Source organism: Mycobacterium europaeum (assembly GCF_034555895.2).
Classification (GTDB): domain Bacteria; phylum Actinomycetota; class Actinomycetes; order Mycobacteriales; family Mycobacteriaceae; genus Mycobacterium; species Mycobacterium europaeum.
The window spans coordinates 1,265,291-1,281,961 of sequence record NZ_CP157315.1 but is presented as its reverse complement, the minus strand read 5'-3'; the positions used below and the strand labels follow the sequence as shown (position 1 = coordinate 1,281,961).

16 protein-coding genes and 1 tRNA gene are annotated in these 16,671 nt (G+C 67.2%); 6 read left to right on the top strand and 11 right to left on the bottom strand.

The window, feature by feature from the left end; translation table 11 throughout:
- Positions 1-42 precede the first annotated feature (42 nt).
- Positions 43-522 carry a hypothetical protein gene (locus U8D42_RS06000; RefSeq protein WP_322859452.1) on the bottom strand — a complete coding sequence of 160 codons (480 nt, stop codon included), beginning with the start codon at positions 520-522 and terminating at the stop codon, positions 43-45.
- Between the two features lie 186 nt (positions 523-708).
- On the opposite strand from U8D42_RS06000, the gene U8D42_RS05995 reads away from it, so the two are divergent.
- The gene (locus tag U8D42_RS05995) at positions 709-906 is read left to right on the top strand and encodes a LysR family transcriptional regulator (RefSeq protein WP_322858898.1); all 198 of its coding nucleotides are present in this window, start codon (positions 709-711) and stop codon (positions 904-906) included.
- On the opposite strand, the gene U8D42_RS05990 is transcribed toward U8D42_RS05995, so the two are convergent.
- Entirely contained in the window at positions 899-1,549 is a 651-nt protein-coding gene (locus U8D42_RS05990) for an HAD-IA family hydrolase (protein WP_322858899.1), read from the bottom strand. The genes U8D42_RS05995 and U8D42_RS05990 overlap by 8 nt on opposite strands.
- 399 nt (positions 1,550-1,948) lie before the next feature.
- Here U8D42_RS05990 and U8D42_RS05985 point away from each other — a divergent pair, with 399 nt between their 5' ends.
- A complete protein-coding gene (locus U8D42_RS05985) occupies positions 1,949-2,965 on the top strand; it encodes a class I SAM-dependent methyltransferase (protein ID WP_322858900.1) in 1,017 nt (338 codons plus the stop codon).
- Between the two features lie 227 nt (positions 2,966-3,192).
- Here U8D42_RS05985 and U8D42_RS05980 read toward each other — a convergent pair whose 3' ends face one another.
- Positions 3,193-4,293, bottom strand: coding sequence for a cytochrome P450 (locus U8D42_RS05980; protein ID WP_322858901.1), 1,101 nt, complete (start codon positions 4,291-4,293; stop codon positions 3,193-3,195).
- Positions 4,294-4,671: 378 nt separating this feature from the next.
- A tRNA-Ile gene (locus tag U8D42_RS05975) sits at positions 4,672-4,745 on the bottom strand.
- 210 nt (positions 4,746-4,955) lie between these two features.
- Here U8D42_RS05975 and U8D42_RS05970 point away from each other — a divergent pair.
- Positions 4,956-6,209: an MgtC/SapB family protein gene (locus U8D42_RS05970; RefSeq protein ID WP_322858902.1), complete on the top strand. Its 1,254-nt coding sequence runs from the start codon at positions 4,956-4,958 to the stop codon at positions 6,207-6,209.
- A gap of 36 nt (positions 6,210-6,245) precedes the next feature.
- On the opposite strand, the gene U8D42_RS05965 is transcribed toward U8D42_RS05970, so the two are convergent.
- From U8D42_RS05965 to U8D42_RS05945, 5 genes are all read right to left on the bottom strand, one after another.
- The gene (locus U8D42_RS05965; RefSeq protein WP_322858903.1) at positions 6,246-6,671 is read right to left on the bottom strand and encodes a hypothetical protein; all 426 of its coding nucleotides are present in this window, start codon (positions 6,669-6,671) and stop codon (positions 6,246-6,248) included.
- Positions 6,672-6,745: 74 nt separating this feature from the next.
- On the bottom strand, positions 6,746-7,168 hold the full coding sequence (locus U8D42_RS05960) for a hypothetical protein (RefSeq protein ID WP_322858904.1): 423 nt from the start codon (positions 7,166-7,168) through the stop codon (positions 6,746-6,748).
- A gap of 285 nt (positions 7,169-7,453) precedes the next feature.
- Complete coding sequence (locus tag U8D42_RS05955) at positions 7,454-8,320, bottom strand: carboxymuconolactone decarboxylase family protein (protein ID WP_322858905.1); 867 nt, start codon at positions 8,318-8,320, stop codon at positions 7,454-7,456.
- Positions 8,321-8,360: 40 nt separating this feature from the next.
- A complete protein-coding gene (locus U8D42_RS05950) occupies positions 8,361-9,734 on the bottom strand; it encodes a TldD/PmbA family protein (RefSeq protein ID WP_085241934.1) in 1,374 nt (457 codons plus the stop codon).
- Complete coding sequence (locus U8D42_RS05945; protein ID WP_322858906.1) at positions 9,731-11,260, bottom strand: TldD/PmbA family protein; 1,530 nt, start codon at positions 11,258-11,260, stop codon at positions 9,731-9,733. Before U8D42_RS05945 ends, U8D42_RS05950 begins: the two co-directional genes overlap by 4 nt.
- Before the next feature lie 75 nt (positions 11,261-11,335).
- On the opposite strand from U8D42_RS05945, the gene U8D42_RS05940 reads away from it, so the two are divergent.
- The 3 genes from U8D42_RS05940 to U8D42_RS05930 are packed head-to-tail and all read left to right on the top strand — an operon-like array spanning position 11,336 to position 14,341.
- The gene (locus tag U8D42_RS05940) at positions 11,336-12,205 is read left to right on the top strand and encodes a carbohydrate ABC transporter permease (RefSeq protein ID WP_322859453.1); all 870 of its coding nucleotides are present in this window, start codon (positions 11,336-11,338) and stop codon (positions 12,203-12,205) included.
- Positions 12,192-13,007 (top strand): carbohydrate ABC transporter permease, encoded by an 816-nt coding sequence (locus U8D42_RS05935; RefSeq protein WP_322858907.1) that lies wholly within the window; start codon positions 12,192-12,194, stop codon positions 13,005-13,007. Before U8D42_RS05940 ends, U8D42_RS05935 begins: the two co-directional genes overlap by 14 nt.
- A complete protein-coding gene (locus U8D42_RS05930) occupies positions 13,004-14,341 on the top strand; it encodes an ABC transporter substrate-binding protein (protein WP_322858908.1) in 1,338 nt (445 codons plus the stop codon). The genes U8D42_RS05935 and U8D42_RS05930 overlap by 4 nt, the downstream gene beginning before the upstream one ends.
- On the opposite strand, the gene U8D42_RS05925 is transcribed toward U8D42_RS05930, so the two are convergent.
- Positions 14,338-15,216, bottom strand: a complete 879-nt coding sequence (locus tag U8D42_RS05925; protein ID WP_322858909.1) for a universal stress protein — start codon at positions 15,214-15,216, stop codon at positions 14,338-14,340. The genes U8D42_RS05930 and U8D42_RS05925 overlap by 4 nt on opposite strands.
- Positions 15,213-16,658, bottom strand: coding sequence for an amino acid permease (locus tag U8D42_RS05920; protein WP_322858910.1), 1,446 nt, complete (start codon positions 16,656-16,658; stop codon positions 15,213-15,215). The genes U8D42_RS05925 and U8D42_RS05920 overlap by 4 nt, the downstream gene beginning before the upstream one ends.
- Positions 16,659-16,671: the final 13 nt, after the last annotated feature.

Below are 16,671 nucleotides of genomic sequence, written 5' to 3'. Positions count from 1 at the left end.
TACCCGATTCTGGCGGGGCGGCGGTGGCGGCGGGTAGGACGCCTAGGTGTGAACCTTCCAGCCCGCCAGCGGGGTGGGTGCCGCCGCCGCGTTGGGGTCGTTGAACTCGATGTAGACGTCGCCCTGCTTCACGCTGCCGTCGTAGGCGACGTAGCCGTGGGCGGTTTGACCGTTGGTGACCGAGCCCGAGCGCAGCGGGGGCATCTTGTTGATCTGTTGGTAGTGCACCAGTGACGAACCGCCCTCGGTATCCCGGTAGGGGTCTTGCCGCCACGGCGAGGACGCGGCGGTCAGCGTTCTTTCGCTGTAGGTGAAGGGCGTGTCGGACTTGCCGACGATGGTCACCTCGATGACGTTGCATCCCCCGCTGCCGGAGCACCCCGACGAAATCCAGGTCACGTTGTTCACGGTGACGTCGGCGGTCGCCGCGCTGTACTCGGTGACATGGATGGTGGTGCCGGATTTGCCGGTCGGGAACGGCGCCTGTTGCGGTGTCGGGTCGGCGGCCGCGTGGGGCGCCATCGCGCACGCCGCAGTTGCCAGCAAGGGCGCAAGACCTGCGCGCACCGGGGAAGGAATGGCCACTCGTGAACGATATCGCCCTTCTAGGAGGCGGTGCCGTCACAGTTGCGCGTGACACCGACGCGACCGATCGGTGCGGACCGGCACGACCACCCACGAGAACGCCGGCGATGCCGCGTCGACGACGTGGAGATCTCGCAGATGCGCGCGTTCGTCGCCGTGGTGGAATACGGCGGGTTCTCTGCGGCTGCACGTCGGTTGCACATCAGCCAGCCAGCGCTGTCCGGAAAAATCCAAGCGCTGGAAACGCACCTGGTTGTCCCGGTCGTCTCCGACTCGGTGGAACAGTTCGACAAACTGCTCGTGGGTTGCCGCGTTAGTTGATCAGCAAGGCGACACCAGTGTCGGTGACCTCGACGTCCACGCAGGACAGATCGGCCACGACGACGTTGGCGTCTGCCAATTCGGACGCGCGGTGGGTGGTCGTGACGGCGAGCACTTGCGCCCCCGCGGCCCGCCCAGCGCCGACCCCCGCGGGCGCATCCTCGACGACTACGCACTCCTGGGCGTCGAGGCCCAGCGCGGCGGCCGCTTTGAGGTAACTCTCGGGGTTTGGCTTGCCGTCCGACACGTCCTCTGCACCGATCAGCAATTTCGGGGCGGGCAGCTGCGCCGCCGCCAGTCGGGCAGCCATCAACGAGCGCGGCCCCGAAGTCACTGCAGCCCAGTGACTATGCGGCAGGGCGTCAAGCAGTCGGCGTGCTCCCGGTAGCGCCACGACACCATCGACGTCAGCGAGCTCTTGCAGAGCCAGTAGCCGGGCCGTCGCAGCGACGCGGTCGTGTGGTGCGACGAATTGCGCGACGGTGTCCTCGGTCCGCCTGCCATGACACACCTTGAGCACCTCTTGGTAGTCGACGCCGTACTCGTCGGCCCAGGTGCCCCAGGACCGTTCGACGGTGGCGGTCGAGTCGACCAGGGTGCCATCGATGTCTAACAAGATCCTCTTACCGTGCAGCACCGCCATAGGCTGCACCCTAACGGGGGGTGGGCCCGCGCACCGGCGGGATGTGTCTCTGCCCACATTCGCCCCCGTGGAATGCGCTGGCTCACAGGACACTTCATTGAGCTGCCGCGTCGGCGCCGCGGGCACGCTGACGACGGAGTGCTACGCGTCCGCGATCGTTTGCCCTCAACGACCCTTTTCGACAGTGTTCGAGGCGCCCCGGTCGAAGCTGGTGGGGTCGTCACCGGTGAGAACCGCATGTCACACGGGCTTTCGGTCGACGGCCGAAGTGACGAGACGCGGCCGCGCCATTCAGCTGGCCGTCTTTGCTTTACGCGCGTTGAGCAACGATGTAAAGGCGAACCAGGGAAATTTAACGGCTCTTTCGCCAAATATCTCAATTCGCAATGCACTGATACCATGCGTTCAGTCAATTGCTTTGGCCTCCGCCTGCCGCTACCCAACGATGCCGCGCCAGGCTTTGAAGCGTGCGTGACGGAAGGATTGTTGGTGCGGACAGCCACCACACGAGCTCAATACGAGTTTATTCACGGGATTTTGCAGCACGAAACCACCGCCCTGAACTTTACTTTGTCGGTGTTGGAACACAGTTACAAATCCCATTTTCCCGATTATTCCGGCGACGTGCGAGCGACCCTGGAAGACGTATCCAAGTACTTGCTGGCGGCCGATAATGGGCGTGAACTTTACCAAGCGGCCGAAGAGGTGCACACACGATTCTTCACATCCGAGGGAGACGGGTCGTGGTTCAGCGAGGGCTACTCGGCGTATAAGTCACAGCGCAAGCCGGTGCAGGACTTCAAGAATTTCGCCGATGCCATCAGCGGAAGCACGGTGCTCGATTTCGGCAGCGGCCGCGGTCATTTAGCTGCGCTGATCGCACGTGCCGGCTACGACTGCTACACCACCGACGTCATGGACTACCGCGGCGCCGACGCCGCACATCTGCCGTTTCGGCAGATGGCTTCGCCCGTCGACGTGCCCTATGCGGACGACATGTTCGACAGTGCGATCGTCAAGACCGTCCTGCATCACGTGGACGAACACGACTTGATTCCGTTGCTTAAGAATTTGCGCCGTGTCGCACGGCGGTTGATCATCGAGGAAGACACCTACGCCGTCCCCGTCGCGGCCCAAGGGATTGCGGCGGAGCAAATCGAGCTAAGGGAATTCGCTAAGCTGGAAGAAAGCGATCAATTTCGGACGCTCGTGCTTATCGATTTTTTTGGCAACGCCGTCGCTCAAGGTCTGGTCGATATGAATTTTGGTTGCCAATTCAAGCGCGTCGACGAATGGCACTCGATATTCAAGAGCCTGGGTCTTCGAGTCGTCGATACCGACGTCGTGGGCTTCCGGCCGGGCAATATTCACAAAGCCTGCCAGGTTCGCTTCGTTGTCGATCGCGAGGAGTTGTAGGGAACAGGCTGTTTAGCCGGTCATTCAAGCCCACGGTGATCCCGCGATGCGGACTCGGTATCGACACCCGCGCCACAGGATGGGCGCGACCTGGTCTACGAAGTCACCACGACGCGCTTCCCGGCGACCGCCAGGGCCGTCGACCGCGCTCAACTCCCCATTCGGGGAGTGTCAAGGATCAACCGAAACACTGTCAGGCGCACCGGCAATCTCGGCACCTTCGCTTCTCACGTCGGCCACTGCAATGGCATGGTGATCGGGCCGAGTCGGGTGCTATCGTCGCCGACGTTCAACTCGACACGGCCTGGCGGTGCCACCGTGAATCTGGGGATACAACGCACGAACTCGGCGGCAAGGACGCTCAGCTGTACTCGGGCAACGTGCATTCCGAGACATCGGCGCGACCCGGCTCCGAATGAGTAGTACGGGCGGCCGTGGACTTTGTCGTCGCTGTACGTGATGAGATAACCGCCGTCCAAATTCAACGTGCGCAATGAGAGTTCCAGTTCGGTTAGCGGCGGCACCCTTACCCCACCGATGGTGATCTCCTCCAGGGTGACGCGCGGGCAATAGCCGAGCGGAGAGTAAAGGCGCACCACCTCGTTGATGAATGTTCCGATTTGGTCGGGGTGTCGGATGAGGAGTGACCGTAACTGCGGGTCGGTGGCCAGCTCGAACAGGGCAAAACCGATTCCCGCCGTCGTCGTCTCGATTGCCGCACCGAACAGCAGCAAGACGAAGCTCAGTATTTCCACTTCCTCGAATTCGTCGCGGAGGGCGGCAATGATCCCCGGCGGCCTGGCTGTGGAAATTGCTTGGCTGACGTATTCGATCAGGTCGGCATGGAAGGGCGCGCTCCTGGGGAATTCCGCTTGCTGCGCCAGTAACCGCAGCAGCGCCTCAAGACTTCCCGCCGGCAATCCGAGCAGCGTCAGCAATGTCTGGGTCGCCAGTCGGCGGCCGATCTCGCCGACAGCCTCGCACTGGCCCTTCGCAGCGACCGCATCGACGAGTGCCGCGGCGTGCTCCTGGATGGATGGCATGAGCCACGCCAACGCTCGTGGCCTGAACAGCGGGTTGAGAACCGCCCGGTACCTGGCGTGTTGGGCGGGTGCCGCGCCGGTGGGTACCCAGGGGTGAGCGTCGTCGTGGCCCCGCATCGGATGGGTGAGTCTGGTCGTGTCGCGCAGAAGCGCCACGATGTCCTCGGGTCGCGTCGGGCAGATCGCGCCGCGGCGGGAAACGACCAGCGGGCCAGTCCGACGCGCCTCGATTTGCTCGACGCGCTCCTGAGCGCGGCCCAACTGCCACATGAGCCGTGTCGTCACGTTTCGTCTCCATTGCGCCGCAACGTAGTTCGGTTGCGGGTCCGCAACGATCGCGTCGCCTGCTGCGCGATGTTAGCCTTCGCGTGCGCCGCAGCGCGGGCCTCAGCAGTCGATAGAAACACTCCGGACATGTCGCCGTCGACCTCTCGGCGGTTGTCGGACCTCGGGTGAGATCCGGAAGTTTCAAGCTTAACGGCTGGTAAACCGCCCGGTGAGTCCGGAGACTCCGGACTCACCGGAGGGTTCAGCCACGCTCAACTCCCTCATCCAGGGAGGGTCAAGGATCAACCGAAGTAACTGTCACGCATCAGCCGAAACACTGTCAGGCGTCACCTGACGACGAAATGTCAGCCATCAGCCGACGTCACGGGAACGAAGTGGGGCGGGCGGGGCTCGAACCCGCGACCAACGGATTATGAGTCCGCGGCTCTAACCAACTGAGCTACCGCCCCTTTTACCAACCAGCTGCGGATGCGCTCTCCACCGTAACGGAACCCGCCGAGGCATACCGCGGCGCTTCTGCTGGCCAGACCGCGCCGGCGGCTGTCGCGGGTCCCAGAAGCCTTGGCACGACTGTGACATTAGCGCCCGCACTGCTCACGAGCGATGCGGTGGCGTGCGGGCTAGATTGTCGACGGGCAGGCCCGCTGATAGGAGTCGTTGTGAGCTGGCAGCAAATCCAACCGTTCCTCGTGGCGCTGGCCATCGGCTTGCTGCTCGGGTTGGAGCGCGAACGCAGTCACAGCCGCAAGCTCCCCGCCGGGTCGCGTTCGTTCGCGCTCCTGTCACTGGTGGGGGCCATCTCCGCGAGCTTCAACCAATGGACCGTGCTGGGCGGTCTCGTGGGGATCGGAGTGCTACTGGGCCTGGCGTACTTCCGCACCAGCACCAAAGACCCGGGAACCACGACACTGTTTGCCGCGGTCATCGCCTACCTGCTCGGTGCGCTCGCTTACACCCGCCCGACGGTTGCCGTGGCCCTCGCCGTGGTGGTGGCCGGGCTGCTGGTGTCGAAGACCCGCCTCCATCGCTTCGCCCGCGAAATCGTCAGCGATGTCGAACTAGAGGACGCCATCAAGTTTTTCGTCGTGGCATTCGTGATTCTGCCACTGCTGCCCAATCGGCCGCTCGGACCCTTCGGCGTGCTGAATCCGGAGAAGGTGTGGCTGCTGGTGGTGCTGCTCACCGGTATCGGCTGGGTCGGCTATATCGGCGTTCGAGCGCTCGGGCCCGAACGCGGCCTGCTCGTCACCGGTTTGGCCGGCGGGTTCGTCTCGGCCACCGCGACGACCGCGTCGATGGGCCGGCTCGGCCGGACCGCCCCGAGCTTGCGTGCGCCGTTGGCCAGCGCCCTGTTGGCCAGTCTCGCCACCTTCGTGCAACTGCTCGTCGTGATCGGGCTCGTCGACGTCGAGGTGCTGCGCCGCCTGTGGCCTCCGGTGGTCGCCTCGGCGCTCGTCCTCATCGGTGTCGCCGCGTTCGTCTACCGGGGCGGCACCCGGGTCCAGCAGCCGAACGCCGCGCAGGACGACCCCGCAGAAACCAGGGAAACCCGGCCGTTCACCCTGCGGCCCGCCCTCGTCCTGGCCGCGGTGCTGACCTTCGCGCTGCTCGTCGGCCGGTGGGGCGCCGAGGCGCTCGGCCCGCAGGGACTGGTGCTGGCCACCTTCGCCGCGGGTCTCGCCGACGCTCACGCCGGCGCGGTCGCCGCCGCCAGCCTGGCGGCCAAGGGTGACGTCACCGTCGACACGGCCCTGGTCGCCATCGCCGCCGCACTCGGCTCCAACCTGCTCGTCAAGATGGTGCTGGCCTTCACCGCGGGCGGGCGCCGCTTCGGGCTTGGGTTCCTCGCCGCCACGGCCGCGGCGGCCCTGGTGTTCGGCGTCGCGCTGACCGTGACCGCGACCGCGGTATGAGCCAGACCGGCTACCCCCCCTAGGCGGAGCCGAGCCCTACATGGGTGCGGGCTGCCCGGGAACCTGCCGCGCGGCCTGATCCTTGAGCCGGGGGATCAAGTCCGGCGCGTAGACGTAGATCGCCGACTCGACCTCCCACTCGGCCTGCGACTGGTTCATCGACGTGGTGTTGGTGATCATGTTGACCAGCTCCTGTGCCTCGCCGAACGGGTTCGGGTTGGCGCGAACCTGACTGGCGAACCACTGCCCCTCGGCGGCCTCGGTGCAATCGCTGGTATCGGCGGTGTGCACCATCTTGTTCTGCGCCAGCAGGTTGATGTACTGGTCGTCCTTCGGGCTCAGAGTGCAATTCGCCGACGCCTGCGGTGCCGACAGCACGGCGCCACCGAACATCGCGGCCCCCAGCACCACACCGGCTGCCCCGACTGCCAGCACTTGCGGACGCGATCGTGAAATCGCCATTCTCCCCAGACCCCCCGGTGCCATCGCCTTACTTATCGGCTAGCTGACGCCGCCAGCCGAAACGACCCGACTGCCTATTCGGCCGGCCAGTTGAAATGCGCGGCCTGATCCTTGATCTTGGGGATCACTTCCGGCGCATAGACGTAGATCGCCGACTCGACCTCCCACTCGGCCTGGGACTGGTTCATCGACGTGGTGTTGGTGATCATGTTGACCAGCTCTTGGGCTTCCCCAAAGGGATTGGGGTGATTCCGTACCTGGTCGGCGAACCAACGCCCCTCGGCGGCCTCGGTGCAATCGCTGGTATCGGCGGTGTGCACCATCTTGTTCTGCGCCAGCAGGTTGATGTACTGGTCGTCTTTCGGGCTCAGAGTGCAATTCGCCGAAGCCTGCGGTGCCGACAGCACGGCGCCGCCGAGCATCGAGGCCCCCAGCGCGATACCGGCAGCCCAGACCGACGACACTCGCGTGCGCGAGCGCGAACGGGTGGTTGTCATCTCCGGACCTCCCTCTGCGCGGGAGCGCATTGCTCTCCGACGCAAGCCAAGCTTTGGTGTGGCGACAATTAGCCGAGACTGCGATTACGGCCGCGGCCAACAGTCGCGGTCGACTGTCTCACTCAGGCAGCGCTGCCAGCTGAGATCACCGTCACGCATCGGTTTCGGTGCCGAGAGATAAATTTAGCCAGTACCAGCGGCCGGAGGGACGAACTTCTGTTTGCGGGATCGTGTACGGATGGTTAACACTTCGTGCTTCGGGCCGGCTGAACGACCACGCGACCGTCAGCCGAATACGGTCTGACCGTCCGCACCGAGCAGATATCGCTCCGTGCCCTGCTCGACCCGGGGCGCGTCGGCGCCCAACGCGACGGCGACTTTGTTGCTCGCATTCCGCATGATGTCGAAGGTGAGCTCCACGGCCTCGGCGTCGGAGAACCGGGAGCGCACCTCGGCGGCATCGTCGGCGGCGAGGTGCGCAGGGGTCCAAATTATCCCATCGACGTAGCGCAGCGCTGTTTTCACGCGGTCGTCGAGCAAACGCGACGACTCGAAGCGATCGATCTCGTCGTACAGCGCCTCGGAGCCGCCGGCATCCAGCGCGGTGCCCTCCCGCAGCGACCTGCACAGCCGGCAGTTGTGCTGAGCCGCTCCGCGCAGCCGGACCAGCTCGGAGGTGATCGGGTCGAGCGCGCGCATCCGGGCCACCGCGGGCAGGAAGTCGTTGAAGACCGGGCCCGACGGCTCGGTGGCGTGATCCCACGCGACGGTGCCGTCGACCCAGCCCAAGTACTCCGTGCCGACCCCGAGCGCCTCCAGGCCGGCCCGCACCCGTGGGACGAAGTCGGCGATGTACATCTGGACCACCACGCCAAAGGCGCTGTCGCCCAGGTGCTTGATCAGCCGGGACCGCTGCTCGCCGGTGATCGCGGAGACGTCGGCGCTGAACTGTTCGGCGAACTCGACCGCGACGACTTCGGCCTCCGACTCGGGCGCACCGGCCTCGACGGGACTGGGCAGCGGTGGCAACGACAGGGTCTGGGCGCACGTCCGCCGAACCAGCGCCGCGATGCGCGCGCCGGCCAGGGCGCCCGGAGCCAGGGCCACCAACCGCGTCAGCTGGTCCTGTCGAACCGAAACCGGAGCCGCCATTCGTCACACGCTAGAGCGCGGCGGGCCCGGCGGCAATCGCCTATTGGGCCTGGCTGACCGACGACATGTAGAAGTCCGGTATCCGCAGCGACGGCATGGCCGCGCGGGTGGCCCAGTCGGCCCATTCCCGGGGCAGCGTCTTCTCGCTCGCCCCGGCCTCGGTGGCCCTCCGCAGCAGGTCCAGCGGGCTCTCGTTGAAGCGGAAGTTGTTGACCGCGGCCGTGACCTCGCCGTCCTCGATGAGGTAGACGCCGTCGCGGGTCAGCCCGGTGAGCAGCAGCGTGGTCGGGTCGACCTCGCGGATGTACCACAGCGTGGTCAGCAGCAGGCCGCGTTCGGTGGCCGCGATCATGTCCGCAAGCTCGGCCGACCCTCCGGTCATCACCAGATTGTCGGCGGCGACGGCGACCTCCGCATCGAATTTGGCGGCCGTCGCTCGCGGGTAGGCCAGCGCGTTGATCACCCCGTTGCGGATCCAGTCCACCTGGCCGATCTCCATGCCGTTGTCGAACACCGACATCGTCTCCGACGAGCTGCTCACCGCGACGAACGGCGTGCACGTCAGGCCCGGCGCCATCGGGTCGGAGAACAGCGTCAGCGGCAACTCGGTGAGCCGCTCCCCCACGCGCGTCCCGCCGCCGGGGGCCGAGAAGGCGGTGCGGCCCTCCCGCGCCCCTCGGCCGGCCATCGACCAGGCCAGGTAAAGCATCATGTCGGCGACCGTGGAGGGCGGCATGATCGTCTCGTAGCGTCCCGCGGGCAGCTCGACGCGGCGCTCGGCCCACCCGAGACGCATCGCCAGCTCCTCGAGCAACGAATCCATGGGCACGTCGACGAAGTCGGGCGTGCCGATTCCGGCCCACGCGCTCGCGTCGCCGCGCTTGCCGTTGATCTCCACCGCGCCGGCCGGTTGGGTGTAGCGTCGGCGCACTCCCGTCGACGACGCCAGGAACGTCGTCGAAACGCTGTGGTGCGCAAAGCCGTACAGGCGATCGGTGCCGCGGAAGCCGCGGCTCAAGGAGTCGGCGACGTCGGCGAAGACCAACGGCCCGGTGCCGGGCACCGGCGCACCCCAGTCGACGGGCACCCCGGTGTCGGCCAGCAGCGGCGCGGCGTCGCCGGCTTCGGGCGCCGTGCGGGCCGCCTGCTGGGACGCCGCCACCAGCTCGGGGATCACGCGCGGATCCACCTCGGCCGAGACCATCGTTCCGATGCGCGCGCCGGAACCGTCGCGGACGATGGAGATCACGGTGATGCTGCGGTTGACCGAGACCCCGTTGGTGGTCATCGAATTGCCGGCCCACCGCAGCGTCGCCTCGACCTTGTCGGTGACGAGCACCATGGTCTCGCTGGCGCCGCCGAGCTTGGCGGCCTCGTCCAGGACGAGGTTGACGACGTGCTGCGGGGTGATCATCGGCCGCCCTCGGTGCGGGTGTTGAGCACGTTCACCCCGCGGAACAGCGCCGACGGACAGCCGTGGCTGACGGGCGCGACCTGACCGGGCTGGGCCTTGCCGCAGTTGAACGCGCCGCCCAGCCGCCACGTCGACGGGCCGCCCACCGCTTCCATCGAGTTCCAGAAATCGGTGGTGGTGGCCTGGTAGGCGACGTCCCGCAATTGGCCGTCCAGGCGGCCGTCGCGGATGCGGAAGAACCGCTGACCGGTGAACTGAAAGTTGTAGCGCTGCATGTCGATCGACCACGATTTGTCGCCGACGATGTAGATGCCGTCCTCGACGCGCCCGATCAGGTCGGCGGTGCTGACATCCTCACGGGCGGGCTGCAGCGACACGTTGGCCATCCGCTGAATCGGCACGTGATGCGGGGAGTCGGCGTACGAGCACCCGTTGGACCGTGGCTGGGACGGGTCCTGCCCGAGCCTCAGTGCGAACACGCGGTCGAGCTGGTAGCCGACGAAGATGCCGTCGCGCACCAGATCCCAGCACTGCGCCGCCACCCCCTCGTCGTCGTAGCCGACGGTGGCCAACCCGTGGTCGACGGTGCGGTCGGCGGTCACGTGCATCACCGGCGAGCCGTAGCGCATGGTGCCGAGTTTGTCGGGCGTGGCGAACGACGTTCCGGCGTAGGCGGCCTCGTAGCCGATGGCGCGGTCGTATTCGGTTGCGTGGCCGATGGATTCGTGAATGGTGAGCCACAGGTTGGTGGGGTCGATCACCAGGTCCGTGCGACCCGCGGTGACGCTGGGCGCCTTGACCTTTTCGGAAAGCAGCGACGGCAGCTGCGCCAGCTCGTCGGTCCAGTTCCACACGTCGTCGCCGGCCAGCACTTCCCAGCCGCGTCCCATCGGCGGCGCCAGCGTGCGCATCGAGTCGAAACTGCCCGCGGCGGGGTCGACGGTCACCGCCTCCAGCGACGGCTGCAATCGGACCCGCTGCTGGGTGATCGACGATCCGAAGGTGTCGGCGTAGAACGTCTGCTCCTTGACGGCGGTCAGGACGGCCGACACGTGGTCGACGCCGTCGGCGCTGAGCAGCCGTCCGGAGTACTCCTCGAGCACGCCGATCTTGTCGGTCGCTGGGACGCTGAACGGGTCGATGCGGTAATCAGAAACCCAGGTGGCGTCGGCGTACACCGGCTCGGGCGCCAACTCCACGCGCTCACTGTTCAGGGTCGCCAGGGTGGTGGCCACCTGCACGGCGCGCCGCGCCGTCTCGGCGGCCACCGAGGGCGCCAGCTCCGCGTGGGAGGCGAATCCCCACGTGCCATCGACGATCACCCGCACCGCCAGCCCGACCTCGCGATGGACCACCGCCGTCTCCAGCTCGCCGTCGCGCAGCTGGATGATCTCGGTCAGGACGCGGTGAACCCGCAGGTCGGCGTAGCTGGCGCCGGCCGCGGTGGCCGACGACAACGCGGCGTCGGCCAACTCGTGCCGCGGGAGGTTGAGGAAGTCGGCATCGATCCCCCGATTCGGTGTCACGGGTCCCACCGTAACGGCCGCTCACGCCAAACCCCGGCGCCGCCCGCTTTAATTACCTCCATGGCCAGCGGCGCCCTGAGGACACAGCCCCGCTCCACCGCGCTGGGCTACGCCCTGCTGGCGCCGAGCCTGTTCGGCGTCGTCGCCTTCTTGCTGCTGCCCATCCTGGTGGTGATCTGGCTGAGCCTGTACCGCTGGGACCTGCTGGGTCCGCTGCGCTATGTGGGCCTGGCCAACTGGCGGTCGGTGCTGGCGGATCACGGCTTCGCCAACTCGTTGATCGTGACGGCGCTGTTCGTGGCGATCGTTGTTCCGGCGCAGACGGTGCTGGGGCTGCTCGCCGCGTCCATGCTGGCCCGCCGGCTGCCCGGGACCGGCCTGTTCCGCACCCTGTATGTGCTGCCGTGGGTCTGCGCGCCGCTGGCCATCGCGGTGCTGTGGCGCTGGATTCTGGCCCCGACGGACGGTGCGGTGAGCACCCTGTTGGGGCACAGCATCGAATGGCTGTCGGACCCCACCTTCGCGTTGCCGCTCGTCTCGGCGGTGGTCGTGTGGACCAACGTCGGGTACGTGTCGCTGTCGTTTCTGGCGGGCTTGCTGGCGATCCCCGAGGACGTCCAGGCCGCCGCCCGCACCGATGGGGCCAACGCCTGGCAGCGGTTCTGGAGCATCACCCTGCCGATGCTGCGGCCGACGACATTCTTCGTCGTGGTCACCGGGATCGTCAGCACCGCACAGGTTTTCGACATGGTCTACGCATTGACCGGCGGCGGGCCCGGCGGCAGCACCGACCTGGTGGCCCACCGCATCTACGCGGAGGCCTTCGGCTCGGCGGCCATCGGGCGCGCGTCGGTGATGGCGGTGGTGTTGTTCGTCATCCTCATCGGCGTCACCGCGGTCCAGCACCTCTACTTCCGCCGGCGGATCAGCTATGACCTCACCTAGCCGGCTCGTCATCTACGCGGGACTCGTTCTCGGTGCGCTGATCACGTTGGTGCCCTTCGCGCTTGGCCTATTGACCTCGTTCACCTCGGCACACCAGTTCGCCACGGGGACGCCCCTGCAGCTGCCCCGCCCGTTCACCCTGGCCAACTACGCCGACCTCGGCGGGGCCGGCTTCGGCCGGGCGGCGGCCGTGACGGCCTTGATGACGGCCGTGATCCTGGTGGGCCAGTTGACCTTTTCGGTGCTGGCCGCATACGCGTTCGCGCGGTTGGACTTTCCCGGACGCGACGCGCTGTTCTGGGTCTACATCGCGACGTTGATGGTGCCCGGCACGGTCACGGTGGTGCCGATGTATCTGATGATGGCCCAGCTCGGTCTGCGTAACACGTTCTGGGCGCTGGTGTTGCCGTTCATGTTCGGCTCGCCGTATGCGATCTTCTTGCTGCGGGAGCACTTTCGCATCATCCCGAACGACTTGGTCAACGCCGCCCACCTGGACGGTGCCAACACCCTGGACGTGATCGTGCACGTGGTGATCCCGTCGAGCCGGCCGGTGCTGGCGGCCTTGACGCTGATCACGGTGGTCTCGCAGTGGAACAACTTCATGTGGCCGTTGGTGATCACCAGTGGGCACAAGTGGCGGGTGCTCACGGTCGCGACGGCCGATCTGCAGTCGCGGTTCAACTCGCAGTGGACGCTGGTCATGGCGGCGACGACCGTGGCGATCGTCCCGCTGATCGCGCTTTTCGTGATCTTCCAGCGGCACATCGTCGCCTCGATCGTCGTCTCGGGGCTCAAGTGAGCCGGCCCCGCGTTTCGACGCTGATGGCGTTGGCGCTCGCGCTGGTCGCGGCGCTGCTGGCCGCGACCGCGGTGCTGCTCGACTACTCCGGTCGGCCCGCCGGCGGCAAGGTCGTCGTCACGGTGCGGGTCTGGGGCGAGCAGATCGCGGCCGCCTACCGGCGGTCGTTCGAGGCGTTCAACCGCACGCATCCCGATATCGCGGTGCACACCAGTGTGGTCGCCTATCCCACGTACTTCGACACGCTGCGCACCGATGTCGCCGGCGGCAGCGCCGACGACATCTTCTGGCTCTCCAACGCATACCTGGCCGCCTACGCCGACAGCGGCCGGCTGATGGACATCGGCGCGGCGCTCGGGCCGGGCACCGCCTCGGCGTGGGACTCGGCGGTGGTGGACCAGTTCACCCGCCGGGGCGCGCTATGGGGGGTGCCGCAGTTGACCGACGCCGGGATCGCGCTGTATTACAACGCCGACCTGCTCGGCGCGGCCGGCGTCGAGCCCGCCCGGCTGAACGGCGTGCGGTGGAGCACCGACGGCAGCGACACGCTACGCCCAGTGCTGGCCCGGCTCACCGTGGACGCCGACGGACGTCGCGGTGACGCCGCGGGTTTCGACGCCGGACGGGTTCGGCAGTGGGGCTACAACGCCGCCAACGACCCGCAAGGGATCTACCTCAACTACATCGGCTCGGCCGGTGGCGTCTTCCAGCGCGGCGACGAATTCGCCTTCGACAATCCGGGGGCGGTGCAGGCGTTCCGCTATCTGGTGGGCCTGATCAACGACGACCACGTCGCGCCGCCCGCCTCGGACACCAACGACAACGGCGACTTCTCCCGCAACCAGTTTCTGGCCGGCCGGATGGCGCTCTTCCAGTCCGGCACCTACAGCCTGGCGCCGGTGGCCCGCGACGCGCGCTTCCACTGGGGTGTGACGATGATGCCGGCCGGCCCGGTCGGTCGGGTCAGCGTCACCAACGGCATTGCGGCGGCGGGTAATTCCGCGACAAGGCATCCCGGCGCGGTGCGCCAGGTCCTGGCGTGGATGGGCAGCAGGGAAGGCAACGAGTTCTTGGGCCGCGAGGGCGCGGCGATCCCGGCGGTCCGGTCGGCTCAACCGGTCTACTTCGACTACTGGTCGGCCCGGGGCGTGGATGTCACCCCCTTTTTCAGCGTGCTCAACGGCCCGCACATCGCCGCACCCGGAGGCGCCGGCTTTCCGGCCGGCAACGACGCCCTGCGGCCCTACTTCGACGAAATGTTCCTGGGCCGTGGCGATGTCGCTGGGACCCTGAAACGGGCCCAAGCGGCCGCCAACGCAGCCGCGCAACGCTAGCCGGGCAGCACCAGCACCGGCACCGGGCTCTCGCGGATGATCTTGGTGCTGCGCGAACCGAGGAAGACGCGCCGGATGTCGCCGCGCGGCCGGGTGCCCAACGCCAGGATCTCGCCCTCCTGCCAATCCGCCTTCGCCAGTGCCTCTTTCCAGCTGCGACCGGTGACCACCTGCAGCGCAACGTCGTCGCTGACGACCCCGTCGGTCTTGAGCTCCTGGAGGATGTCCCGCACTTGCGACGCCCAGGCCTGCAGCACCTGGTCCTCGACCTCGAGCCCGACCTCCGGCGGATACATCGTCTTGCCGCGGACCGCGAACGTGATGACGCGCACCGGCACACCGAATCGCCGCCCGAAGTCGAAGCAGCGTTTCACCACGTCGACCGCGTCAGGGGTGGCCGAGTAGGCGCAGGTGAGCCGGGTCAACTTGCCTTCGTGCGAACGGTATTCACGCGGGCTGATGGCCACCGGCACGGTCGAGGCGTGCAGCAGCCAGTCCGCGGTGGAACCGATCAGCACTTGACCGCGGCCGCCGCTGGGCAACGAGCCCAGCACCAGCACGTCGGCGTTGACCTCCTGAATGACCTCGAGGAGTCCCCCCGACACCGATCCGTGCGCGCGGTGCACGTAGGTGACCTCGATCCCGTCGGCCATCGCAGCCAGAATTCCGGCGGCCTCGTGCGCCGACTCCGCGGCCAGGGCGTGGGCCCACAGCTCGAACTCGGCGTCCACCCGGGCGCGTGACGGCGTGAGCCACGGCCTGGGCACGATGGTCGCCACCGTCAGCGAGGTGCCGCGGGTGCGCGCGATGCGCACACCCAGGTGCAATCCCGAGAGCCCGACCTTGCCGGCCCGGTACCCGACGACGACGGTCACAGCGCGTCCCGTTGAAGCGATTGGCTGTTGAGCGCGCTGTGATGGCGGCCCCACACGAAGTAGAAGATTAACGCGAGCGCGACCCAGCCGCTGAACGCGATCCAGGTGTACCAATGCAGGCTGGCCAGGATGTATCCGCACGCCAACACCGAGAGGGCCGGCGTCACGGGATACCCGGGGACCTTGAAAGCCCGTGGCAGGCCGGGCTCCCGCACCCGCAGGATGATCACCCCGACGGAGACGACGACGAACGCGGTGAGCGTGCCGATGGACACCATGTCCGCCAACTTTTCCAGCGGTATGAAGGCGGCCAACGCCGAGGCCGCGATCGCCACGATCACCGTGTTGCTCACCGGCGTCATGGTGCGCGTGTTCACCCGCGCGAATCGCGACGGCAGCAGCCCGTCGCGGCCCATTGCGAACAGGATGCGCGTCTGCCCGTACATGGTGACCAGCGTGACCGAGAAGATCGAGATCACCGCCCCCGCAGCCAGAATGGTGCTGGCCCAGCTGCCGCGGGTGACGTTGTCGAGGATGGTGGCCAGCCCGGCCTCCTGCTGCGCGGCGAACTCCTGCCACGGCTGGGTCCCGAGCGCGGCCAGCGCGACCAACAGGTACACGCTGGTCACGGTGAGCAGCGCCGCGATCAGCGCGCGCGGCATGGTGTGCTGCGGGTTCTTCACCTCGTCACCCGCGGTCGACACGGCGTCGAGGCCGATGTACGAGAAGAAGATGGTGCCCGCGGCCGAGCCGATGCCGGCGGCGCCGAACGGCGCGAAGTCGCGCAGGTGGCTCTCGTCGAAGGCGGTGAACGCGACGACGACGAAGATCAGCAGCGCGCCCAGCTTGATCAGCACCATGATCGTGTTGACTTTCGCCGATTCGCTGGCGCCGCGGATGAGCAGCACGGCGCACATCGCGAGCAAGATGATCGCCGGCAGATTCACGAAGCCAGGTTGCGCGTCCCAGGGCGCGGCGGACAGCGCGTGCGGGAATTGGATTCCGAGGACATTGCTGAGCAGCTTGTTGAGGTAGCCGCTCCAGCTGACCGCGACCGCGGCGGTCGACACCCCGTATTCCAGCAGCAGGCAGGCGGCCACGCCCATCGCGACGGCCTCGCCCAAAGTGGTGTACGCGTACGAGTAGGACGACCCGGAAACCGGTACCGCCGAGGCCAATTCGGCGTAGCAGATGGCCGCGAGCCCGGCCGCGAGCGCGGCGATGAGGAACGACAGGATCACCCCGGGGCCGGCATCGGGAACGGCCTGAGACATGACGAAGAAGATGCCCGTCCCGACCGTGGAGCCGACCCCGAACATGGTCAGCTGGAAAGTTCCGATGCTCCGCTTGAGGTGGTTCGCGGCCCCGGAGGCGACCACGTTGCCGACGACTGGACGGCGCCGGAGCATCTGCTCTTTCAGGCTGATCGACGTGGGTGGCATGCCCCTCCTTGTT

Bases quoted from the DNA above. Each gene is read 5' to 3' on its own strand.
- U8D42_RS05965 (WP_322858903.1), bottom strand. From the start codon at position 6,671: ATGGCGATTTCACGATCGCGTCCGCAAGTGCTGGCAGTCGGGGCAGCC.
- U8D42_RS05990 (WP_322858899.1), bottom strand. From the start codon at position 1,549: ATGGCGGTGCTGCACGGTAAGAGGATCTTGTTAGACATCGATGGCACC.
- U8D42_RS05950 (WP_085241934.1), bottom strand. From the start codon at position 9,734: ATGATCACCCCGCAGCACGTCGTCAACCTCGTCCTGGACGAGGCCGCC.
- U8D42_RS05960 (WP_322858904.1), bottom strand. From the start codon at position 7,168: ATGACAACCACCCGTTCGCGCTCGCGCACGCGAGTGTCGTCGGTCTGG.
- U8D42_RS05985 (WP_322858900.1), top strand. From the start codon at position 1,949: ATGCGTTCAGTCAATTGCTTTGGCCTCCGCCTGCCGCTACCCAACGAT.
- U8D42_RS05955 (WP_322858905.1), bottom strand. From the start codon at position 8,320: ATGGCGGCTCCGGTTTCGGTTCGACAGGACCAGCTGACGCGGTTGGTG.
- U8D42_RS05935 (WP_322858907.1), top strand. From the start codon at position 12,192: ATGACCTCACCTAGCCGGCTCGTCATCTACGCGGGACTCGTTCTCGGT.
- U8D42_RS06000 (WP_322859452.1), bottom strand. From the start codon at position 522: ATGGCGCCCCACGCGGCCGCCGACCCGACACCGCAACAGGCGCCGTTC.
- U8D42_RS05920 (WP_322858910.1), bottom strand. From the start codon at position 16,658: ATGCCACCCACGTCGATCAGCCTGAAAGAGCAGATGCTCCGGCGCCGT.